The 21158-nt window shown below is 68.6% G+C and carries 20 protein-coding genes; 12 read left to right on the top strand and 8 right to left on the bottom strand.

What is annotated here, in order from left to right; all coding sequences use genetic code 11:
• The first annotated feature begins 137 nt into the window (after nt 1-137).
• Entirely contained in the window at nt 138-791 is a 654-nt protein-coding gene (locus OXS49_RS11395; protein WP_267424211.1) for a glutathione S-transferase family protein, read from the top strand.
• Between the two features lie 7 nt (nt 792-798).
• Here OXS49_RS11395 and OXS49_RS11390 read toward each other — a convergent pair whose 3' ends face one another.
• Together OXS49_RS11390 and OXS49_RS11385 are read right to left on the bottom strand one after the other, a co-directional pair.
• Nucleotides 799-1713 carry a pyridoxamine 5'-phosphate oxidase family protein gene (locus tag OXS49_RS11390; protein WP_267424209.1) on the bottom strand — a complete coding sequence of 305 codons (915 nt, stop codon included), beginning with the start codon at nt 1711-1713 and terminating at the stop codon, nt 799-801.
• 8 nt (nt 1714-1721) lie between these two features.
• The gene (locus tag OXS49_RS11385) at nt 1722-2348 is read right to left on the bottom strand and encodes a glutathione S-transferase (RefSeq protein ID WP_244007754.1); all 627 of its coding nucleotides are present in this window, start codon (nt 2346-2348) and stop codon (nt 1722-1724) included.
• A gap of 97 nt (nt 2349-2445) precedes the next feature.
• On the opposite strand from OXS49_RS11385, the gene OXS49_RS11380 reads away from it, so the two are divergent.
• The 3 genes from OXS49_RS11380 to OXS49_RS11370 all read left to right on the top strand — a co-directional run bounded on the left by OXS49_RS11380 (nt 2446) and on the right by OXS49_RS11370 (nt 5860).
• Nucleotides 2446-3342: a LysR family transcriptional regulator gene (locus OXS49_RS11380; RefSeq protein ID WP_244007756.1), complete on the top strand. Its 897-nt coding sequence runs from the start codon at nt 2446-2448 to the stop codon at nt 3340-3342.
• Between the two features lie 281 nt (nt 3343-3623).
• Nucleotides 3624-4535, top strand: a complete 912-nt coding sequence (locus OXS49_RS11375; protein ID WP_244007758.1) for an amino acid ABC transporter substrate-binding protein — start codon at nt 3624-3626, stop codon at nt 4533-4535.
• Nucleotides 4536-4618: 83 nt separating this feature from the next.
• Nucleotides 4619-5860, top strand: coding sequence for an MFS transporter (locus OXS49_RS11370; RefSeq protein WP_267424208.1), 1242 nt, complete (start codon nt 4619-4621; stop codon nt 5858-5860).
• A gap of 7 nt (nt 5861-5867) precedes the next feature.
• On the opposite strand, the gene OXS49_RS11365 is transcribed toward OXS49_RS11370, so the two are convergent.
• Nucleotides 5868-7109, bottom strand: a complete 1242-nt coding sequence (locus OXS49_RS11365) for an FAD-dependent oxidoreductase (RefSeq protein ID WP_267424207.1) — start codon at nt 7107-7109, stop codon at nt 5868-5870.
• Entirely contained in the window at nt 7106-8053 is a 948-nt protein-coding gene (locus OXS49_RS11360; RefSeq protein WP_244007764.1) for a LysR family transcriptional regulator, read from the bottom strand. The genes OXS49_RS11365 and OXS49_RS11360 overlap by 4 nt, the downstream gene beginning before the upstream one ends.
• Before the next feature lie 182 nt (nt 8054-8235).
• Between OXS49_RS11360 and OXS49_RS11355 the strand changes: the two genes are divergently transcribed.
• From OXS49_RS11355 to OXS49_RS11340, 4 genes are all read left to right on the top strand, one after another.
• Entirely contained in the window at nt 8236-9291 is a 1056-nt protein-coding gene (locus tag OXS49_RS11355; RefSeq protein ID WP_244007766.1) for a class 1 fructose-bisphosphatase, read from the top strand.
• A 22-nt stretch (nt 9292-9313) separates the two neighbouring features.
• Nucleotides 9314-10174, top strand: a complete 861-nt coding sequence (locus OXS49_RS11350; protein ID WP_244007768.1) for a phosphoribulokinase — start codon at nt 9314-9316, stop codon at nt 10172-10174.
• A gap of 224 nt (nt 10175-10398) precedes the next feature.
• Nucleotides 10399-11085, top strand: a complete 687-nt coding sequence (rpe, locus tag OXS49_RS11345) for a ribulose-phosphate 3-epimerase (RefSeq protein ID WP_267424267.1) — start codon at nt 10399-10401, stop codon at nt 11083-11085.
• Complete coding sequence (locus OXS49_RS11340) at nt 11079-11831, top strand: HAD-IA family hydrolase (protein ID WP_267424204.1); 753 nt, start codon at nt 11079-11081, stop codon at nt 11829-11831. Before rpe ends, OXS49_RS11340 begins: the two co-directional genes overlap by 7 nt.
• On the opposite strand, the gene OXS49_RS11335 is transcribed toward OXS49_RS11340, so the two are convergent.
• Complete coding sequence (locus tag OXS49_RS11335; protein WP_267424202.1) at nt 11828-12802, bottom strand: MBL fold metallo-hydrolase; 975 nt, start codon at nt 12800-12802, stop codon at nt 11828-11830. The two genes, OXS49_RS11340 and OXS49_RS11335, sit on opposite strands and share 4 nt — an antisense overlap.
• A gap of 103 nt (nt 12803-12905) precedes the next feature.
• Nucleotides 12906-13946 carry an SDR family oxidoreductase gene (locus OXS49_RS11330; protein WP_267424200.1) on the bottom strand — a complete coding sequence of 347 codons (1041 nt, stop codon included), beginning with the start codon at nt 13944-13946 and terminating at the stop codon, nt 12906-12908.
• Between the two features lie 196 nt (nt 13947-14142).
• Between OXS49_RS11330 and OXS49_RS11325 the strand changes: the two genes are divergently transcribed.
• From OXS49_RS11325 to OXS49_RS11315, 3 genes are all read left to right on the top strand, one after another.
• Nucleotides 14143-14889, top strand: coding sequence for a YebC/PmpR family DNA-binding transcriptional regulator (locus OXS49_RS11325; protein ID WP_244007778.1), 747 nt, complete (start codon nt 14143-14145; stop codon nt 14887-14889).
• 225 nt (nt 14890-15114) lie between these two features.
• Nucleotides 15115-16368 (top strand): glycosyltransferase family 2 protein, encoded by a 1254-nt coding sequence (locus tag OXS49_RS11320; RefSeq protein ID WP_267424197.1) that lies wholly within the window; start codon nt 15115-15117, stop codon nt 16366-16368.
• A gap of 179 nt (nt 16369-16547) precedes the next feature.
• The gene (locus OXS49_RS11315; RefSeq protein WP_267424195.1) at nt 16548-18056 is read left to right on the top strand and encodes a hypothetical protein; all 1509 of its coding nucleotides are present in this window, start codon (nt 16548-16550) and stop codon (nt 18054-18056) included.
• Nucleotides 18057-18094: 38 nt separating this feature from the next.
• On the opposite strand, the gene OXS49_RS11310 is transcribed toward OXS49_RS11315, so the two are convergent.
• The gene (locus OXS49_RS11310; RefSeq protein WP_267424193.1) at nt 18095-18712 is read right to left on the bottom strand and encodes a class I SAM-dependent methyltransferase; all 618 of its coding nucleotides are present in this window, start codon (nt 18710-18712) and stop codon (nt 18095-18097) included.
• 118 nt (nt 18713-18830) lie between these two features.
• Nucleotides 18831-19874 (bottom strand): hypothetical protein, encoded by a 1044-nt coding sequence (locus OXS49_RS11305; protein ID WP_267424191.1) that lies wholly within the window; start codon nt 19872-19874, stop codon nt 18831-18833.
• Between the two features lie 201 nt (nt 19875-20075).
• Here OXS49_RS11305 and ada point away from each other — a divergent pair, with 201 nt between their 5' ends.
• A complete protein-coding gene (ada, locus tag OXS49_RS11300) occupies nt 20076-21152 on the top strand; it encodes a bifunctional DNA-binding transcriptional regulator/O6-methylguanine-DNA methyltransferase Ada (protein ID WP_267424265.1) in 1077 nt (358 codons plus the stop codon).
• Nucleotides 21153-21158: the final 6 nt, after the last annotated feature.

Here is a 21158-nt window from a genome sequence, read left to right as displayed (position 1 = left end):
GCGGCATCGCACAATCGCCCAACGTTCCTGCCGCGATTCCGGTCCGCGGAGAAGGGGGCTTCGATCACCAGTTGACCCGGCAGTCAGCCGGTAAGAGCGTGCCGCGACCCGAATCGGCAACTTCAGGGAACAGCAGCGTGGCGGATAAGGCTGACATCACGTTTTATCACGCGCCCAATACCCGTTCGTCCGGGGTGCGCGTGCTCCTTGAGGAGCTGGGCGTGCCCTACCGGCTCCACACGCTCAACATGCGCGCCGGCGAGCATCTCCGGGAGGCCTACCGCGCCATCAACCCGATGGCGAAGGTGCCGGCGATCCGGCACGGCGACGCGTTGGTCACCGAGCAGGCGGCGGTCTACCTCTATCTGGCCGACCTGTTCCCGGATGCCGGTCTCGCGCCAGCCACGACCGACCCGGCGCGCGCCGTCTACCTGCGCTGGATGGTGTTCTACGGTTCGTGCTTCGAGCCCGCGGTGATCGACCGCCACCTGAAGCGGGAGCCCGGTCCGCGCGCCATGTCGGCCTACGCGGACTACGACAGCGTGATCGCGCGTGTGACCGAGGCGCTGACGCCGGGGCCCTACCTCCTCGGCGACCGGTTCAGCGCTGCCGACATCCTGTGGGGCAGTGCCCTCGGCTGGACCACGGGCTTCGGCCTTGTCGCGCCCGACCCGGTGCTCACCAGCTATGTCGAGCGGGTCCGGTCCCGGCCTGCCTTCCAGACAATGGCAGCCGCGGACGCACAACTCGCCGCGGAGCACGAGGCGGCCGCCAAGGCCGGGGCGGACTGACGGGCTGTCACGCCGTCTCCCAGATGCCGGTGCGTGCGAGCTGCGGCGCCGGCTCGGGCTGGCTCCAACGCAGGGGCACGGCGGCCCGCCGCCGCCAGCCACGTTCGACGGTGAACGACCAAGAGCGTTGCGCGCCCGTGAAGTCCGCCGCTCCCATGCCGCTCCAGTCGATCACCGTGCGCCCCTGTAGAACCACGAGGTCGCCGCGCGCGAAGTCGAGGAACAGGAGCGCTGCCCGGTTCTCGCCAAGGAGGTTGCCCAGCGTATTGAAGTAGCGGTTGCCGGAGAAGTCCGGCACCGTCAGCACGTCACCGTCGACCCGGACGAAGCCCGGCCGGCCGCCCCGGTGCGAGATATCACCGCCGCCCTCCGCGAGGCCGTCCCGGGATCGGGTCGCAACGAACAACGTGTCGGCGCCGCGGATCAGGGCCGCGGCGTCCGCGTCCAGAGCGGAGAGGAGTTCGATCGGCCCCGGCGAACGCTGCACCGGGTCGGCCATGCGCCTCTGGATGTATTGGGGGCAATTGCCGAAGCTCTGGGCGACCGCGATCGTCACCCCATCCCCGTCGCGCCGCACGATGCGGCCGTTGACCCGGTTGCGCCGACGCGTCGCGAAATCGAGGCCGAGCAGGCCGGCCTCGGCGCCGGGCACGAGTGCCCGGGCCGCGGGATCGGCCGGGTCGAGGGGCGCCGCGATGGTCAGGTGCGTCGCGTCGGGCGCTCGCACGAAGCCGGGTTGCCCTGTCAGCATGGTGGCGATCGGCGCGCCGTCCGCGTCCACCGTGCCCGCGAAGAGGTAGGGCAGGCCCGCGAAGAACAAGCGGTGCTGCTCGGGCATGAAGGCGCGGATCGCCGGGGTCTCGCCGAGGACGTGGCCGGCCCGCGCTTGAGCCAGAATCTCGTCGGCATGGAAGCTCGCCATGGCACACCTCAGACGGGTTCGGGGATGGGGGAAGCCGGCATCGGGACGAAACCCGGCAGCGCCTCCACGCGGGCGACCCACGCCCGCACGGCCGGGTAGGGCGCCAGCGACACACCGCCCTCCGGTGCGTGGGCGACGTATGAATAGCAGGCGATGTCGGCGAGCGTCGCCCGGTCGGTCGCGAGGTATCGGCGATCGGCCAGATGGCTGTCCATGAAGGCGAGGATCCGGGCCGCCGCGGCATGGACGGTGGCGCGGTCGGCCTGGACGCCGAACACCACCATCAGCCGGGCGAGCGCCGGCCCATACCGCACCTCTCCGGCCGCAATGGACAGCCAGCGCTGGACCTGCGCGGCGCCGAGTGGATCACCCGGCATCCAGCCGCTGTGCGGCGCATAGCGCGCAGCGAGATAGACCAGGATCGCGTTGCTGTCGGCGATCACCGCGTCGCCGTCGGTCAGAACCGGGATCTGGCCGAGGGGGTTGAGCCGCCCGAAGGCTGCCGCCTCCCGCTGCGCGGCACTCGCAGCCTCGACGAAGCGAAAGGGTAGCCCGAGCAGGGATAGGAACAGCTCGGCGCGGTGCGAATGGCCCGAGAGGCGCAGGCCGTAGAGGGTGAGATCGGGTTCGGTCATCGTGTGCGTCTCCCTGACGGGACCGATATTGCCCTTGCGTGGACCGGCGAAAATCCCGAGTCTCTGGCAATCAGAATTTCACAGGTCACAACAATCGATGGATCGCCTGGACGAACTCGCTCTTTTCGTCGCGATCGTCGATGCCGGCAGCCTCAGCGCGGCAGCGCGGCGGCTGCACCGCTCCGCCGCGGCGGCGACCCGGGCACTTGCCAGCCTCGAGGCCCGGGCAGGCAGCCGCCTCGTGGAGCGTACGACACGGCGCCTTGCCCCGACTCAGGCTGGCCTGGATCTCGCCGAGCGGGCCCGGGGCCTTCTTGCGGGATACGAGATGGCCGTGTCGGGGGCGTCGGGCGACGTGGTGCGGGGCCTCCTGCGGATCACAGCGCCGGTTCTGTTCGGACGCAAGCACGTCGCACCGGTCGTGTCGGGCTTCCTCGACGCCTATCCGGAGACGCAGGTCGAACTCGTGTTGGCCGACCGCAACCTCGATCTCGTGGACGAGGGGATCGACATCGCCCTGCGGATCGGGCAGCTCGCCGAATCGCGCCTCCTGGCGCGCCGCGTCGGGCAGGTTGGCCAGATCGTGGTGGCGAGCCCGGATTACCTCGCCGCCCGGGGTACGCCACGCAAGCCCGCCGATCTCGCCGAGCACGATACCATCCTGGGCGTCGGGCGCTCGGGGCTGCGGGAATGGCGTTTCGGGGTGAACCGCGTGCGCCTCGCGCCGCGCCTCATCGTCAACGAGGTCGAAGCCGCGCTGATCGCCGCCCGGGCGGGGCGGGGTATCGCGCGGGTCCTGTCGTACCAAGCAGCGGAGGACATTGCGGCCGGTCGCCTCGTGCGCCTGCTCGCCGCTCATGAGCCGCCGCCGGTGCCGGTGCAACTCGTGACCCCGAGCGCGGATTTCCGGCCAGCCCGGGTGAACGCCTTCCTGGACTTCGCCACCGCGGCACTCCGGGCCTTGCCCGTGCTTCGCGCCGAGGCCGTGGGCTAACCCGTTGAGGGCGCCAGAGTCCTTGCGCGTGCAGCGAAGCAATCCGGGGTGGCGCCCGTTCGGTGGGGCGCGCTCGACTGGGTCACTTCGCTGCGCCAGCGAATACGGTCGCGTGATCGGCTTGGGCGGCGGTACGATGTGTCTTTATCGACGCTTCCGATCTCTTCGCGGCCGGACTCTTGCTGATAGGCCTTTCGGAGCCTGATCGGACGCGCATTCGGGCTCCACCGGTTACGACCGGTCGACTGCCCCGACGCGCGACGATCGGATCAAGCCAGCCCATGCGTCTGCTGTCTCTCCTCGCGGCCCTCGTCGCGCTGTCCATGTCGCAGCCGGCCCGGGCAGATGCCCTCACCGGCACCCTCAAGAAGATCCAAGACAGCAACCGGCTGGTCCTCGGCGTGCGCGATACCGCGCCTCCGTTCAGCTACATCGACCAGAACCAGAAGGTGGTCGGCTTCGCGATCGACATCTGCATGAAGATTGCCGACGCCGTGAAGCGCGAGCTGAAGCGGCCGGGCCTCGAGGTCGGGATGGAGTTCGTCAATTCCTCATCGCGCATCCCGCTGATCACCAACGGCACGGTCGATCTCGAATGCGGGACGACGACCAACAACGCCGAGCGCAAGAAGCAGGTGGCGTTCACCAACACCCACTTCCTGACCGCCACCCGTTTCGTTTCCAAGAAGGATCAGCACATCGCCAGTTTGGACGATCTGCGCGGCAAGACCGTCTCGTCGGTGGCCGGCTCGACCAACATCCTGATGCTGATCAAAGCCAACAACGAGCGCAAGCTCGGCATCACGGTGATCGCCGCCAAGGACGTCCCGGAGGCGTTCCTGATGGTCGAGACCGGCCGTGCGGCGGCCTTCGTGATGGACGACGTGCAGCTCAGCGTCGTGGCGGCCCAGTCCAAGGAACCGGCCGCCTACGTGGTCAGCGACGAGACGCTGTCCAACCCGGAGCCCTACGGGATCATGATGCGCAGGGACGATCCGGCCTTCAAGGCGGTGGTGGACCGGGCCACCGCCGACCTCTACCGCAGCCCCGAGATCCAGACGATCTATGACCGCTGGTTCCTGAAGCCGGTGCCGCCGCGCGGCCTCACCTACAATGTGCCGCTGTCCACCGCCTTGCGCTGGGCGTTCGCCCACCCGACGGACGATTCGGATCCTGCGTTCTACGCGCACTGATCTATCGCATATCGGGGTTCCGCTCGGGCCGGGGAGATGCGATGCGGCTTGACCGATCTTGGTCCGCGTCGCGAAGCGCCCCCATGACCGACAGCACAGAGCCGGCTCTCACCCCTGCGACCGCCCGCGCCGCGCCGCCGGACACATCGATCCCGCGCCTGATCGTCGTGCTGGCCTGCGCGGGGTTCGGCAGCACCTTCGCGCTGCGCTCGGTGGAGCCCCTCGTCGGCGTGCTCGCCCGGGATCTCGGCAGCGACGCCCACACGGTGGCGCTGCTCTCCACCGCCTTCGCGCTGCCCTACGCGTTCATCCAGCCTGTGCTGGGGCCGGTCGGCGACGCGTTGGGCAAGGAGCGGGTGATGAGCACCTGCCTCGCGGTGCTCGCCGTGGCCCTCACCCTGTGCTGCATCGCCCCCGATATCGGCAGCCTGTTCGGCCTTCGGATGCTGGCGGGTGCGGCGGCGGGGGGCTGCATCCCGCTCTCCCTGGCGCTGCTCGGCGACCGCGTGCCGATGGAGGGCCGCCAAGTGGCGATCGGGCGCTTCCTGGTCGCGGTGATCCTCGGCCAGCTCTCCGGCTCGACCTTCGCGGGCCTGATCGAGGCGGCGATCGGCTGGCGCGGCGTCTTCGCGGTCACAGCCGCCGTGGCGGCCTTCGCGTGCGCTGCAACGGTGCTGGGTTTCGACCGGGCCGGCCGGGCCCCCGCCCGCCGCCCGGCCTTCGGCGAGGCGGTGACGCGCTATCGGACGATCCTGCGTAATCCCCGGGCGCGGGTGCTGTTCTCGGCGGTGTTCATCGAGGCTATCGCGATCTTCGGCGTCTTTCCGCACCTCGCGCCGCTGATCGAGGCCCGTGGCGAGGGCGGCCCACGCGAGGCCGGCCTCGTGCTGGCCGGTTTTGCGGTCGGCGGCCTGATCTACTCGGCGCTGGTTGGGCTGCTGGTGCGGCTGCTCGGCCTGCCGCGGATGCTCATCGGTGGCGGCCTGATCTGCGGCGCGTCGCTCACCGTGGTCGGACTGGCGGGCACGTGGCAGGTCGATTGCGCCGCGCTCACCGCCATGGGGCTCGGCTTCTACATGCTGCACAACACCTACCAGACTCAGGTGACCGAGGTCGCGCCCAAGGCGCGGGCCTCCGCGGTGGCGCTCCACGCGTTCTCGTTCTTCTGCGGACAGGCGCTCGGCGTCGCGGTGATTGGGCAGGCGCTGGTCCGGCTCGGTCAGTTCGGGGCGCTCATGGGCTGCGCCGTCACCATCCTGGCGCTGGGGATCGGCACCGCCTATGCCTTGCGGCAGAAGCCGGCGCCGGTGGCATTCCCGGGGTGAGTGATCCTCAGGGCCGCCCCATCGCCAGCGCCTTGAGATCGAAGCCCGGATCGGCCGCCTGATCCGGCGTCAGCGGTGTCCCGGCTGTGAGGAGACGCCGGGCAACCATGTGGTCGCCGGCCCGGTCGACGGATTCCACCGCGCTCAGGCGTTCGTCGCGGAAGCGGAACACCGAGAAGGCCGGCCCGGACCCGCGGACCACGCTGGCATCGTCGGGACCCGACAGCCCGGCGATCTGCAGCTTGTGCGGGCCCTGGTCGCTCCAGAACCAGGGCAAGGCACCGTAGGCGGCGGGCTTGCCCAGCAGCCGGGCCGCGACGCACCGGCCCTGGTCGATGGCGTTCTGCACGGATTCGATCCGCACGGTGCCGTCGGCCGTGAGCCCGGATGCGAAGGGGCTCGGGAACCGGGCGCAATCGCCGATCGCCGAGATGGCCCGATCCGGGGTGGCGAGGAAGGCATCGACGTGGACGCCGTCCTGGGCCGGCAGCCCGGCCTCCGCGGCGAGGATGCCATTCGGAAGCACGCCAATGCCGACGAGGACGAGGTCGGCGGGGAGCTCCCGTCCGTCCGCAAGGGACATACCAGTTGCGCGGCCGTCCCGGCCGGTGATCGCCGTCACGCCGGCCCCGAAGGCGAAGCGCACGCCCATCGCTTCATGGGCGGTCCGGAAGAACGCCCCCATCTCGGGCGAGATCGCCCGGGCCATGGGCCGCGCGGCCGCCTCGATCACCGTCACCGGGAGTCCGCGCCCGGCCGCCACGGCGGCGAATTCCAGGCCGATGAAGCCCGCGCCCACCACCACGATCGCCCGGGCCGCCGCGATCTCCGCCCTCAATGCGTCGGCATCCGCCAGCCCGCGCAGCTGGTGTACGCCACCCAGATCGGCCCCGGGGACCGACAGGGGGCGGTTGCGGGCGCCCGTGGCGAGGACGAGGTGATCGTAGGCGAGACTGTCGCCGTCCGACAGGTGGAGCCGCTGGGCCGCCCGATCGATCGCGGTGGCACGGATCCCCGGCCGGTGCATGATCGCGTGCTCGGCGAAGAAGCCGGGCTGGCGCAAAAACAGGCCCTCCCGGTCGGTCTTGCCGGCGAGGTAGGCTTTTGACAGGGGCGGGCGCTGGTAGGGGAGGGCGGTCTCGTCGCCCACCAGGGTGATCGGCTCCCGGAAGCCGCCCTCGCGCAGGGAGGCGGCGAGCTGGAAGCCCGCCTGGCCCGCGCCCGCGACGACGATCCCGGCCGGGCTCACGCCTGGGCTCCAGCGAGGGCGAGGCCGCTCTGCGCGACCCCAGGAAGGCTGCGCGCGCCCTCCGTCATCAGGTAGGACCAGACCGCGGAAGCCGCCGGACCCAGCACCTTGTCGGCGCGGCGAACCGCGTACCAGTCGCGCCGGATCGGCAGGCCCCTCACGTCGAGGAGCACGAGGCGCCCGCTGTCCAACTCCGCTGCGACCGAGTGCACCGAGAGCAGCGCGATGCCGAGCCCGGCCATCACAGCCTGCTTGATGGTCTCGTTCGAGCCCGTGTCGATCTCCAGCGGCGCCCGCTTGACCAGCACGCCGGCCATGAATTCCTCGAACACCATCCGCGTGCCCGAGCCTTCCTCCCGCAGGAAGAACGGCTGATCGGTGAGATCCTCGCGGGTCAGGCCGGCCTTGCCGGCCAGGGGATGGTCGGGGGCCGCGATCAGCACGATCGGGTGGGGCCCGAAGGTGGCGGCTTCGATCGGGAAATCCCGGGGCGGGCGACCCATCAGGGCGAAGTCGATCTCGTAGCCGCGGAGCGCCTCCACGGTCTGGCCGCGGTTGCGCACCGACAGGCTGATCTCGACGCCCGGATGCTTCTTGACGAAGCCGGCGATCACCTGGGGCGCGAAATACTTCGCGGTCGAGACGACGCCGAGCGCGACGCGTCCGCCCTCGGCGCCGCGCAGGGTCCGCAACCGGTCGGTGCAGGTTTCCAGCACGGTGTTGATGCTGTCGATCGCCCAGAGCATCTCGCGGCCGGCATCGGTCGGCTTCAGACCGCCCGGTGTCCGGTCGAACAGCAGCAAACCGGCTTCTTCCTCCAGTTGGCGGATGCGCGCGTAGAGCGCGGCCGAGGTCACGTTCAGTTCCTGGGCCGCCCGTGTCATGGTGCCGAGCCGGGCCACCGCCGCCACTGCCTGAAGCTGCTTGAGGGAGAGGTTGCGCATCGCCGAGGTCTCGTATTTTTTGTGCTTTCATACAAGATCGCACAGAAATCTTGAACGCCGGGCTACCGGTTCCTGTCGATCCAAGGGCCGGGACCGCTATCTTGCCGGCGGAGCGGCCGCTACAGAGCCCGCGCGGAACGCGCGATCCCGGCGGGCGGGATCCGAGCAGGAAGGATAGGCCGATGGCAAATTCAACGGCGATCGGGACGCCCCTCGAGGCCTGCCTGGCGCAGGCCGTGGCGGCCGACCCGGCGCTGAAGGATGCTGCCGTGGTGATCGCCGCGGTGGCGCGCTCTGCGGCGGAGATCAGCGAGCGGATCGGGCGCGGGTCGCTCGGCGGCGACCTCGCGGCGGCGGGCGAGCACAACAGCGACGGCGACGTGCAGAAGGCGCTCGACGTGATCGCTCACGAGAGTGTGACGGCCGCCCTGCGGGGCGCCCCCGTGGCCGAGGTCGCCTCCGAGGAGGCCGAGGAGGTGATGCGGTTGAACCCGGACGCGCCGCTCGCCGTCGCGATCGATCCGCTCGACGGGTCTTCCAACATCGGCGTCAACATGGCGGTGGGGATGATCTTCGGCATCCGGCCGTCGATCAAGGACCCGGCCAATCCGCTTGCCTCGTTCACGACCCCCGGCACGGCGCAGATCGCAGCCGGCTTCGTGACCTACGGCCCGGCTACGGCGCTGGTCCTGACGCTCGGCCAGGGCACCCAATCCTACGTGCTCGACCGCAAGGACGGGACGTTCAAGCTGACGAGCCCCGCCATGGCGGTGCCCACCTCCGCCAAGGAATTCGCCATCAACGCCTCGAACGCCCGGCATTGGGACGCCCCCGTGAAGGCCTATATCGAGGATTGCCAGCGTGGCACCGAGGGCCCGCGCGACAAGGACTACAACATGCGCTGGCTCGCCTCCCTGGTGGCCGACATTCAGCGCGTGCTGACCCGGGGTGGCGTGTTCCTCTATCCGGGCGATGCCCGGAAGAACTACGCCCGCGGCCGCCTGCGGCTGCTCTACGAAGTCGCCCCCGTGGCGATGCTGGTGGAGCAGGCCGGCGGCGCGGCCACGGACGGTCAGACGCGCATCCTCGACCTCGTAGCCACCGGCATCCATGAGCGCGCCCCGCTGGTCTGCGGCTCCACCGAGGAGGTGGATTGCGTCGCAACCTATTACGGGGGCGGCAAGCCCGATGCCGGCCGCTCGCCACTCTTCGGCCAGCGCGGCCTGATGCGGTCATAACCGCGCCGTGAAGTCGTAAACGATGTCGGCGCGTCATCCCATCATCTCGGTGACCGGTTCCTCAGGGGCCGGCACCACTTCGGTGCGCAACACCTTCGAGCAGATCTTCCGCCGCGAGGACGTGCGGGCGGTGTTCATCGAGGGCGACGGCTTCCATGCCTTCGACCGGGACACGATGCGGGCCATGATGGCGCGCGAGCCGACCCTGTCGCACTTCGCGCCGCGGGCGAACCTGCTGCCGGAGCTGGAGGCGGTGTTCCGCAGCTACGCCGAAAATGGCACCGGCCGGACCCGTCACTACGCCCATGACCAGCATGACGCGCAGGCCTACGGGATCGCCGAGGGTAGTTTCTCGGAGTGGGAGGCGTTCCCACCAGATTCGGATCTCCTGTTCTATGAGGGCCTTCACGGCTGCGTGGCCGACCCGGATGTCGACATCGCCCGTTATGCCGACCTGAAGATCGGTGTCGTGCCGGTGATCAACCTGGAGTGGATCCAGAAGCTGCACCGGGACCGGTCGTTCCGCGGCTATTCCACGGACGCCGTCACCGACGTGATCCTGCGGCGGATGCCCGATTACGTGCAGACCATCTGCCCGCAATTCTCGTTCACCGACATCAACTTCCAGCGTGTACCAACGGTCGACACCTCGAACCCGTTCATCGCCCGCTGGATCCCCACCGCCGACGAGTCGATGGTGGTGATCCGGTTCAAGGACCCGAAGGGGATCGATTTTTCCTACCTGGTCTCCATGATCCACGACAGCTTCATGAGCCGGGCCAATTCCATCGTGATCCCGGGCGGCAAGCTGGATCTCGCCATGCAGCTGATCCTGACGCCGATGATCATGCAACTCGTCGAACGGCGACGCCGGCTGGCCTGACAGGGGAGGGGCATCTTGGACCGAACCGAAACGTTGATCTCGCCCAGACCCTCATCCTGAGGCGCCGAAGCGCAGCGGAGGCCTCGAAGGAGCCCTTCAGCCGGCCGCGCGATCCCTGGAGCCCTCCTTCGAGGCCGCTCCGCGGCACCTCAGGATGAGGGTCCGAACCGGATCGGCCTGTGTGCTGACCGTCATCCGAGCCCGCCGTTGCTGAAAGACCCGTGATGCTTCCTCCCATCATTGCCCCCTCGATCCTCTCGGCCGACTTCTCGATGCTCGCGGAGGAAACCCGCGCCGTGGACGCAGCGGGGGCCGACTGGATCCATCTCGACGTGATGGACGGCCATTTCGTGCCCAACATCACCTTCGGCCCCCCGGTGGTGAAGGCGCTGCGCCCGCATACGCAGAAGTACTTCGACGTCCACCTGATGATCGCCCCGGCGGATCCATACCTCGCGGCCTTCGCCGAGGCCGGTGCCGACGGCATCACGGTCCATGCCGAGGCCGGACCGCACATCCACCGCTCGCTCCAGACGATCCGTGACCTCGGCAAGCGCGCCGGCGTGGCGATCAACCCCGGCACCCCGGCCGCCGTGGTGGAGCCGGTGCTCGACCTCGTGGACCTCGTGCTGGTGATGACCGTCAATCCCGGCTTCGGCGGCCAGAGCTTCATCAAGAGCGCCATGGAATCCGTGGCGCGGGTGCGGGCGATGGTGGCGGGCCGCGACATCCGGATCCAGGTCGATGGCGGCATCGACCCCGAGACCGTCCGGGCTGCGAGCCGCGCCGGCGCCGACACCTTCGTGGCCGGCAACGCCGTCTTCAGTGGCGGACCGAGCGCCTATGCGGAGCGTATCGCGGCGATCCGGGATGGCGCGGAGGGCGCCTCCGGCCGCGACCTCTCGTGCTGAGGGCGCTGATCTTCGACGTCGACGGCACGTTGGCCGAGACCGAGGACCTGCACCGGCAGGCGTTCAACCGCGCCTTCGCCGAACTGGGCCTTCCCTGGCACTGGGACGCGGCGCTCTACGCCGATCTGCTCACCGTGATGGGCGGCAAGGAACGGCTCGCCCATTACATCGACACGCAGCAGCCGGCTGGAGCCGAAGCGTTCCATGCGCTGGCGCCCGAGATTCATGCCCGCAAGACGGCGGCCTACGGCGCACTTGTGGCCGAGAGCCGGTTGCCGCTGCGACCCGGTATCGCCCGGCTCATCGCCGAGGCCCGGGCGGCCGGCATCCGGCTCGCCGTCGCCACCACCACCAGCCGGCCGAATGTCGACCGACTGCTGGCCATCAACTTTCCGCCGGGCGATGCGCCCTTCGACGTGATCGCGGCGGGCGACGAGGCGGATCGCAAGAAGCCCGCCCCGGACGTGTTTCTCCTGGCGCTCGCCGGCCTGGACATCGCCGCCTCGGAGGCCGTCGCGGTCGAGGATTCGGCCGCCGGGATCAGTTCGGCGCGCGCCGCCGGCCTTCCGGTCTTGGCGACCCGCAGTCGCTATACCGGCAGCCACAAGCTCGACGGAGCCTTCTCGGCGGTCTCGGATCTCGGAGAGCCGGGGCAGCCGCACCAGCACATCGGTGGGGTGGAATGGCCGGGTGGCGTCGTAGACTTGGCGGGCCTCATGCGGTGGCATGAGGCATCCGACGATTAGAGCGCAGCGCTCCAGGCGACAGGCACCAGACGATAACCCGACCCGGCCCGCTCCACGTGGCCGAGCGACGGGAAAGGGAAGTGATAACCCACCACCAAGGACTTCTCGGCTGCGGCCATGTCGTAGAAGCGGTGCCGCGTCGCCTGTGCCTGATCGGCATCGTAATCGTACATCACGTGCCAGTCCGGGTGCTGCAGGAAGAACGCCGGGATGTTGGTCACGTCGGACTGGATCAGCAGCCGGTCCGATCCGGAAGCCACCGCGAAGGCCGTATGGCCCGGAGTATGCCCGGGGGCGGCGAGCGCCGTGATCCCGGGAGCGACCTCCTCATTCCAGGCGAAGGTGCGGACCCGGTCCTTCAGATCGGCGAGAACCTTCCGGGTGTTGGCGAAGTAGGCCTGTGTCACCGGATCGGCGGCCTGGGCCATGTGGGTGTCGCTCATCCAGAACGCCCAATCGGGCGAGGCCGCCCGGATCTCGGCATTCGGAAAGGCGAGCGTACCCTGGGCGGTCTTGAGCCCGTTCGTGTGATCCGGATGAAGATGTGAGATCAGCACGAGGTCTACATCCTCGGGCCTGACCCCGGCGGCTGCCAGGTTTTCCGTAAGGCGTCCGACCGGCCCGCCCGCGACCGGCCCGTTCCCCGTATCGATCAGGATCAGCTTCGAGCCGGTGTTGATCAGGGTCGGGTTAAACGGCACCGTCACCTGACCGGGCGGCATGTAGGCGGCCTGCGCGGCTTCGAGCGCCTCGTCCCGCGGGACGTTGCGCACGAAGCGGTCCGGCATCGGGAAGCTTCGCGCGCCATCGTTGACGATGGTGACCTCGTAGGTGCCGAGGCGCATTCGATAGTAGCCCGGCGCCTGGGGTCCGCCGAGGGGGGCCGTGGCCCGCGCATGCTCACCGAGGCTTAGGAGGGTGCCTCCGGCGATCGCGCTCCGCATGAACTCGCGACGGGTCGTGATCGGCATCTGATTCTTCCGATAGCCGCAAGCCGAGTGGGATGCGAGGCACCAAACTCCGCAAAGCCGACGGAGTCACGATGCCGCGCACCAGCGAGTGAACCTCGAAGGGTCAATCCCTGCCAAGCCGGCGATCTGCTTGCCCTTCGCTCCGTCCGTGCGCCTCGGTGGCGAACAGCATCGTGCCGGCGACGACACCCAGAGCCGCCGCAAGCCCGAGCTTGAGCCAGCGTGGGTCGGCTGCAGTAACATGCGCGGTCGCACGGGAATCGAAGCGCCCATGTGCCCCGGGATCGGTGTCGACCGGGTCGTAGAGGTTGTCGGGGCGGTTCTTCTGGGCCTGCACGCTGGTCATCTCCCCGCGATAGCCGTGCCGGGCAAGGTATCCGTCGATCCAGCCCGGGATCAGCATGTTTCCGACGATGGCCTTCCAGGCCGAGGCGCCGATCCACAATTCCCGCGGCGCGTCGTGGGCCGCCCGGTACACGTGGCGGGCGATGGCCTCGGGTTGGTAGATCGGCGGCACCGGCTCGAGTTTGCGCGGCAGCCGCGAGCGCGCCCAATCGAATTGCGGCGTGTTCACCGCCGGCAGCTGCACCATCGTGAGTCGCACCCGGCTGCCATCGTGGAGCAATTCGCTGCGCAGGCTGTCGACGAAGCCCCGCACCGCGGCCTTGGCGGCGCAGTAGCTGGCCTGGAGCGGGATCGACCGGTAGGCCAGCGCCGAGCCGATATGGACGATCGTGCCCCGGTCGCGCGGCACCATGTGCCGCAGAGCGGCCAGCGTGCCGTGAACCTGCCCGAGATAAGTGACCTCGGTTGCCCGCCGGAATTCCTCCGGCTTGGTGTCCTGCACGGGCGCGTAGATCGTCACCATCGCGTTGTTGACCCACACGTCGATACCGCCGAACCGCTCGGCGAGTTCGTCGGCGGCCTGCGCGACGGCGTCGGCATCGGCCACGTCCGCCAGGAAGGCCAAGGCCCGGCCGCCGGCCTGCTCCACGTCGCGGATCGTGCCGCGCAGCCCCGCCTCGCCCCGGGCGATCAGACCGACGTTCCAGCCGTGCCGGGCGAATTCGTGAGCGACTGCGCGTCCGACGCCGGCGCTCGCGCCTGCCACCATCACCGTATTACGTCCGTTCCGGCTCGACATCGCATCCCTGGCGCGAGAGACATTCCCTGCGGCAACGCTCGACCGCGGCGATCTTTCCGCTTTTCTCCGATCACGAACAGCTTGGGCGACCGCGTTGCTTCGGCGAAACCCGGCGGCCTATAACGCGGGCGACCTCACAGCCGCGTCGGCGGGGTCCTCAAGCTCGCCCGCGCCCAAGAACAAAGTCCGACACGCCATGGCAGGCCATTCCCAGTTCAAGAACATCATGCACCGCAAGGGCCGGGTGGACGCGGTCCGCTCGAAGGTGTTCGGCAAGCTCGCCCGCGAAATCACCGTGGCGGCCAAGCTCGGCACGCCCGATCCGGCGATGAACCCGCGCCTGCGGGCGGCGATCCTGGCGGCCCGCGCCGAGAACATGCCCAAGGACAATATCGAGCGCGCGATCAAGAAGGCCGCTGGCGCCGATGGCGAGAACTACGAGGACATCCGCTACGAGGGCTACGGCCCCGGCGGCGCCGCCCTGATCGTCGAGGCGCAGACCGACAACCGCAACCGCACCGCCTCGGACGTGCGCTCCGCCTTCACCAAGTCGGGCGGCAGCCTCGCCGAGACCGGCGCGGTCGCGTTCATGTTCGACCGCGTCGGCGTGATCGCCTATCCGGCCTCCGTGGCCGATGCCGACACGATGCTGGAGGCCGCCATCGAGGCCGGCGCCGACGACGTGAGCTCCGGCCCGGACGGCCACGAGGTGATCTGCGCCCAGGATTCCTACGGTGATGTCGCCAAGGCCCTCGAAACCCGCTTCGGCGAGCCGAACCGCACCGGTCTGATCTGGAAGGCTCAGAACACGATCGATGTCGACGACGAGACCGGCGAGAAGCTGATCCGCCTCGTCGAGGTGATCGAGGATCAGGACGATGTCCAGAACGTCTACGTGAACTTCGCCCTGTCGGACGCACTGGTGGCCAAGCTGCAGGACTGAGCGCGGCGCAACGGGGCGGTTCTTCCGCGAGGCAGTTTGGAACCGCCGCTGTCGTGTGAGGGGATGACGCCTTCGGCCGGTATGTACGGCCTCCGCTGCCCCTTCACGATCGAATGGGTCACATCGGGCGGAGATCAAATCAAACGTCAGCCGATGCCGATTTGGTTAACCGAACCGCAGGCTCTCGTTCCGTAGCGTGCCCGATGAGCAGCTCGGACGGTTTCTATGGGTCGGAACGACTGGACTTCAGGCGCGGGCCCGATCGACGTTTCCATCGTCATTCCGTGTCTCAATGAGGAGCAGGCCCTGCCTTCCGCCCTGGCGACGGCGCGCGCGGCCCTGGATCAGCTCAGCGAAACGCACGCGCTGAACGGTGAGATCATCGTCGCGGATAACGGCAGCATCGACGAGAGCCGCGCGATTGCGGCCGCGGCCGGTGCCCGCGTGATTGCGGTTTCCCGGCGCGGATACGGGGCTGCACTGAACGGCGGCTTTCAGGCGGCCCAAGGCCGCTACCTCGTCATGGGCGACGCCGACGGTTCCTACGACTTCCGCGATGCGGTCGCCATGGTGATGGCCCTGCGCTCCGGCGCCGATCTCTGCATGGGCTCGCGCTTCCAGGGCGGCATCGCCGCCGGTGCCATGCCGTGGAAGAACCGCTACATCGGCAACCCCGTGCTGACCGGCATCCTGAACCTGCTGTTCCGGGCCGGCATCGAGGACGCGCATTGCGGTTTGCGCGCTCTGACGAAGGGGTGCCATCGCCGGCTGAAGCTGCGCGGGAGCGGCATGGAGTTCGCCAGCGAGATGGTGATCAAAGCGGCCCTGAACGGCGAGCGCATCACCCAGAGTCCGGCGACCCTGTCGCGCGATTGTCGCGGCCGTGGTTCGCACCTGCGCCCGTGGCGGGACGGATGGCGCCACCTGCGATACCTGCTGATGTTGAGCCCGACCGGGATCTTCGCTGCCCCCGCGGCTCTCCTCGCCAGCGGCGGGCTTGCAATCCTGCTGCTGGCCGCGGCCGCCTTGGCTCTGGGTCAAGAACGGACGTTCTTCCTTGGCAATTATTGGGTGATCCTGGCTGGCGCGATGCTTGGACTGGCCCACAACCTGAGTCTGTTCGCGGCGGCGACGCATCTCTACGGTGCGCGCGAGGGATACCGCAGACCGAGTCGGCGTCATGCGCGATGGACAAGCTGGGTTTCACTGGAAACGATGCTCGGGGCCGGCCTCATCACCTTCATGGCTGGCGTAGCCATCCTCGCACTGGTGATCTGGTATTGGTCCCGGAACAGCTACGGCCCGATCGGCAGCGTCCTGCCCGCGGTGGCGGGGACGACGCTTCTGGTGGTCGGCGCTCAGAATGCACTCGGCGGCTTTCTCCTCGCCGTGATCGGCGGCAACGAGGCTGATTTCCTGCAATCCGAGGCTCCGAAGGTGGAGATGTCGGCGGCGGAACGCCGGCAATCGGCAGCTTGAACCGGTTGCGCTGCCGGTTCCGCCCTCAGCAGAACCGGGGCGACGGCGCGCGCTGACTGTCGCGGCGCTTCCTGTCAAAGGTCATGACTATGATGACGGCCGTATCTTCGGATGCCGCCACGCGGCGTCGTCGGGCTGGACGCGGCGTTGTGGCCGGACGCATGCGCCGAGCCTGGTGGATGCATGTCCTGTTCGCCAGTGCCGTGCTGTTCGCCGTCGCGGCGGCCAACGGAAGGCCATCAGTTTTCAACGACACGGTGCAGTATTACTCGCAAGGAGAGTATCTGGCTTGGCGTCTGGGCATCGCGCTGCCGGATCTCGACAGGAACCGCCTGACGGATCCGACTTCGGTCATGCCGGAATCGCACGCGATGCGCGACAAGACGCCTGCGACGATCGCGGGCGGCCGATCCCCGTTCTACGGCCTCGTTCTTGTTCTGGCCGTCAGGTTTGGAACCTTGTGGCTGCTTGCTGCGGGCCAAGCCTTCCTGGCGGCGTGGTCGATCTGCATCTTGATCCGCGCAATGTTGCCGGCGGCCTCGCCGATCTTCTACCAGTCTGTGATCTTGATGCTCGGGCTCGGCACAAGCCTGCCGTTCTTCGCAGCCTTCGCGATGCCGGATCTCTACGCCGGACTGCTGATCATTGCCCTGGCGATCCTCGCCTTCTGTCCGGCGCAGCTTACCCCATGGGAGCGCTCCATGCTGTGGGTGCTGCTCGTGGCGAGCCTCACGTTTCATGCCGCCAATATCGCACTCGCCGCGAGTCTATCGGTCGCCGCCCTCGCGATCCTGGCCGTGTTCAAGACACCGCTGCGGCTCGTCGCGGGCCGCGCGGGCTGGCTCGCCATGTCCATCCTGGTGGCCGTTTCGATGAATTGGGCGTTCGGCGCGATCTACCGCGCGGATGTCGGGGTCGCGCAGCGGACGCCGCCCTTCCTCATGGCGCGCCTCCTCGCCGACGGACCGGGCCGAGATTATCTGGCGTCCGCTTGTCCGGGTGGGGCCAGCCCGACACTATGCCGGTTTACGAATAGGCCGGTGGCCAGTGAGGACGAGATCCTCTGGTCGGATGACCCTTTGAAGGGGATCTTCTCGACCTCGACCTACGAGATCAGGACCAGACTACGCGACGAGGAGCCCGCCTTCGTATCGGCGGTTGTCGCGTGTGATCCCGTAGCCGTCATCACGCGCCTTCTGCAGAATGGGCTGCAGCAATTGATGACCTTCTATGTTGCCGAGCCGATGAGCTCGCCCGCACGGTTCCTCAAACTCGCGTGGTGGGATCGAACGGCGATCCAGCGCATCGTGCCCGATCTGCAATCCTGCGACGCCATCCCGAAGAGCTGTGACGTCCGGGCGAATCCTCTGTTTGTCGCAATCGTTCATATTGTCGTCGTGATGGTGGCTTGGATCTTCATCGTGTGGTCGACGGTCAAGACACGATGCTTTGATCTCTTCGTGCCTGCGCGGCCGGGCGGATCGGATCCGGTTCCGCCGTTCGCCGGTGCCGTGGTGCTCATCGTGGTGGGCGTGATCGTGAACGCGATGATCTGCGGGGCCGTATCCGGTGTCTTCGCCCGCTACCAAGCGCGCGTTATCTGGCTGATCCCTCTTCTGGCGTTGCTGATTGCGGCTTGGTTTCGGCAGAACAGGCGTGTTCCGTCACCGGGCGCAATGGCCAGCTGAGGTCTGGCTTCTGCCGCGTCAATCGCTTCCAGCCTTGGCTATGAGCCCGGGTGGTCAGGGCGAAGCCGTGTGATGACGTGAAGTCTCCGGCCGAAGAATAAATTCAGAGGAAAGACATATAAGGGAATATCGCTGGTCTCAGCGTCGGCCTGCAAATTCGCGCGCGCGAACAGATTTATCCATTGTTGCGACGATTGATAGTTGTACGTCAGTGCGACACCGTGAGGCGCGTTGCCGATCCAATCCATCAATGAGAGCGACAGGCGGTCCAAGCTGTTCTCGGACAGATGGTCCTTGAGGATGACGTAGCGACGCGCGACCCGCGCGGCTTCCCGGAGAAGTTGCCCCGGGTCTTCCGTGTGGTGCAGAACGTCGATGAAGGTGACGACATCCCAGGACCGATCCGGGAACGGCAGGGTCTTTCCGTCGAAGGCGCTCACCGGGATGACCGTGCTGGGCCGCACGAAGACGTCGATGCCTTCGACATGGATATCGGGCCGGATCGTACGACAGAGGCCGGCGATGGTTCCATCACCACAGCCGACATCGAGAACGGTCGCGTCACGGGGCAGCAGACCGGTCAGGGATTCGGCAAGAACGCGCGTTCGCCTGTCGAAGATCAGATCACCGTGTAGTTTTCCGATCAACGCCTTCAACGGCCGGCTCCCTCGACATCATTGCTGTCAGGCGAAACGCTAAACTCCGAATATGGTCTGAAAGGTGATGCGTGAGGGACATATCGCGTTCCTCGGGGCGCCTGGCTTGTCGCCCGCGCTATCCGGTCGTCTCGCTTGTGCATCGACGTTGCGATGAGGCGCGTGTCCGGACGGGCTCGGCACGGGCTGCCGCCAGCTCCGCGCCGAACCGCTCCTCGGCGTAGGCCTCCACCGAGAATGTGTCGTCGGGCAACTGGACCATGAAGCGCTCGGCCACTTCCGTGAGCACGATGTCGGGCCGGACCTTCGCGATATAGGACCAGTCGAGCGACGTGCTCCACACGAAATGCAGCTCGCTGAAGGTCTCGGCCAGCAGGATCGTCAGCATGTACGGCATGACGTGCGAGAAGGAATCGCCGAACAGCACCACGCGGCGCGGATCCGTGGCCTTGGCGTTGCCGTAGACCACATGCGCGCCGACATGCAGCGTATGCAGGAGGCCCGCCTTCTCGCGCGTCTCGACGATCGGGCTGGCATAGGTCCGCACCGCATCCTGCTGGATCATCACGGTCCGTGACCGCGCCCGCCGCGGCGGATCGAAGGCGCTGCCCAGATCGCCGTCGTGGTCGGTCTCGAAGGAGGGCCGGTCCCGAAGATCCGCCCGGGGCTCGGCGCCGAGCGCCCGGCAGATCTCCGCGTAGGCGCAATAACAGCCCTCGAAGGACCAGTGCGTGTCGGTCCGGCAGTAGAGGTCGGTCGCGTCGCGTCCCGCGCGCAGCGGCGTCACGAGGTCGATGCAGGTCTCCCGCCAGCGACGACGCCTGCGCCAGGCGGCGTAGAGGCCGAACGGGCCGCTGAGGCGACGCGACGGCGGTTCGGTGTGGAGCAGCCGGTAGGCCGGCGAAGCGCTCGGCCGGATCGTGATCCCGTCGAGCCGGTGATCGTAGACCATCAGCTTCTCCGGGGCGACGACGTGCCGGTAGAGGGTCCCCATGGCGCGCAGGCGCCGCTCCCGCGTCGCGATGAGGCTGCGCCATTGCCAGACGAGCTCGGTCGTCTCCTCGGGCCGCTCGTACTGGCCGAGGACGTCGTTCGTCCCGGTCTTCAGGAACAGCCACCCGTCCTGTCCGACGTGGATATGGTCGGTGTTGTTTGGCGCCACGGTCACCCTCGTGCGGCAGGTCGTCCGCCTTTACAGCATCGCCCCGGATCTGGGACGCTGGCGCCGCGAATTCGGCGGCAAGGCGCGGGATGCCGGGCCGGCGGCGGACGGCCAGGATGACGCATCGTTCCTCCGTCTCGCCCGGTTGTGTCCGTCATGCCCATCCTCACCGCGTCCGCCCAGCCGCAGAGCGCCGTCGCCATGAGCCTCGTTCCGAGCCCCGATCCGGCGACGGATCCGAATGCCGACCGTTGGGCGGCGCTTGCCGCCCGCGACGCCCGGGCAGACGGCACCTTCGTGTACGCGGTCCGCACGACCGGCGTGTACTGCCGGCCGAGCTGTGCGGCGCGGGCCGCCCGGCCAGAGAACGTCAGCTTCCATCGAACCTGCGCCGAGGCGGAGGCCGCCGGCTTCCGGCCCTGCCTGCGCTGCCGGCCCGATGCGCCGGGCCTTGCCGAGCGCCAGGCCGAGGCGATCACCCGCGCCTGCCGGCTGATCGAGACGGCGGAGTCCGCGCCGACCCTCGCCGCACTCGCCGCGGCCGCGAGGATGAGCGCCTATCACTTCCACCGGGTGTTCAAGGCCGCCACCGGCGTGACGCCCCGGGCCTACGCCGCCGCGCACCGGGCTGCCAGCCTCGCCGCCCGGCTGCCCGAGGCGCGTTCGGTCACCGAGGCGCTCTACGAGGCCGGCTACGGCGCGGCGAGCCGCTTCTACGCCGAGGGCGCCCCGCGCTTGGGCATGGCCCCCGCCGTCTATCGGAAGGGCGGGGCAGGCCTGCGCATCCGGTTCGGAATCGGCGCCTGCAGCCTGGGCGCGATCCTGGTGGCGGCGACCGATCGGGGCATCTGCGCGATCCTGCTGGGCGACGCGCCGGAGCCGCTCCTGCAGGATCTTCAGGACCGGTTCCCGGGCGCGGAGATCGTCGGGGGCGATCCTGTCTTCGAGGACTGGATGGCGCGGGTCATCGGTCTGGTCGAGGCGCCGGGGCGCGGCCTCGATTTGCCCCTCGACATCCGCGGCACCGCCTTTCAGCAGCGGGTCTGGGAAGCGCTGCGGCGCATCCCCGTGGGGTCGACCGCGAGTTACGCCGAGATCGCCCGCGCCATCGGGCTCCCCGCTGCGACGCGGGCCGTGGCGCAGGCCTGCGGTGCGAATGCAATCGCGGTTGCGATCCCCTGTCATCGGGTGGTGCGCTCGGACGGTGCGCTCTCCGGCTATCGCTGGGGTGTGGCGCGCAAGCGCGATCTGCTCCAGCGCGAGGCGGAGGCGCCCTAAGCAAAG

Origin of the sequence: Methylobacterium sp. GC_Met_2 (assembly GCF_026540795.1) — a bacterium.
Classification (GTDB): Bacteria; Pseudomonadota; Alphaproteobacteria; order Rhizobiales; family Beijerinckiaceae; genus Methylobacterium.
This window is presented reverse-complemented; position numbering and strand designations above follow the sequence as displayed.

What these genes read in the sequence shown, in the direction of transcription:
- OXS49_RS11390 (WP_267424209.1), bottom strand. Translation starts at nt 1,713, where the DNA reads ATGGCGAGCTTCCATGCCGACGAGATTCTGGCTCAAGCGCGGGCCGGC.
- OXS49_RS11385 (WP_244007754.1), bottom strand. Translation starts at nt 2,348, where the DNA reads ATGACCGAACCCGATCTCACCCTCTACGGCCTGCGCCTCTCGGGCCAT.
- OXS49_RS11380 (WP_244007756.1), top strand. Translation starts at nt 2,446, where the DNA reads ATGGATCGCCTGGACGAACTCGCTCTTTTCGTCGCGATCGTCGATGCC.
- OXS49_RS11375 (WP_244007758.1), top strand. Translation starts at nt 3,624, where the DNA reads ATGCGTCTGCTGTCTCTCCTCGCGGCCCTCGTCGCGCTGTCCATGTCG.
- OXS49_RS11370 (WP_267424208.1), top strand. Translation starts at nt 4,619, where the DNA reads ATGACCGACAGCACAGAGCCGGCTCTCACCCCTGCGACCGCCCGCGCC.
- OXS49_RS11360 (WP_244007764.1), bottom strand. Translation starts at nt 8,053, where the DNA reads ATGCGCAACCTCTCCCTCAAGCAGCTTCAGGCAGTGGCGGCGGTGGCC.
- OXS49_RS11355 (WP_244007766.1), top strand. Translation starts at nt 8,236, where the DNA reads ATGGCAAATTCAACGGCGATCGGGACGCCCCTCGAGGCCTGCCTGGCG.
- OXS49_RS11350 (WP_244007768.1), top strand. Translation starts at nt 9,314, where the DNA reads ATGTCGGCGCGTCATCCCATCATCTCGGTGACCGGTTCCTCAGGGGCC.
- rpe (WP_267424267.1), top strand. Translation starts at nt 10,399, where the DNA reads ATGCTTCCTCCCATCATTGCCCCCTCGATCCTCTCGGCCGACTTCTCG.
- OXS49_RS11335 (WP_267424202.1), bottom strand. Translation starts at nt 12,802, where the DNA reads ATGCCGATCACGACCCGTCGCGAGTTCATGCGGAGCGCGATCGCCGGA.
- OXS49_RS11330 (WP_267424200.1), bottom strand. Translation starts at nt 13,946, where the DNA reads ATGTCGAGCCGGAACGGACGTAATACGGTGATGGTGGCAGGCGCGAGC.
- OXS49_RS11325 (WP_244007778.1), top strand. Translation starts at nt 14,143, where the DNA reads ATGGCAGGCCATTCCCAGTTCAAGAACATCATGCACCGCAAGGGCCGG.
- OXS49_RS11320 (WP_267424197.1), top strand. Translation starts at nt 15,115, where the DNA reads ATGGGTCGGAACGACTGGACTTCAGGCGCGGGCCCGATCGACGTTTCC.
- OXS49_RS11315 (WP_267424195.1), top strand. Translation starts at nt 16,548, where the DNA reads ATGCATGTCCTGTTCGCCAGTGCCGTGCTGTTCGCCGTCGCGGCGGCC.
- ada (WP_267424265.1), top strand. Translation starts at nt 20,076, where the DNA reads ATGAGCCTCGTTCCGAGCCCCGATCCGGCGACGGATCCGAATGCCGAC.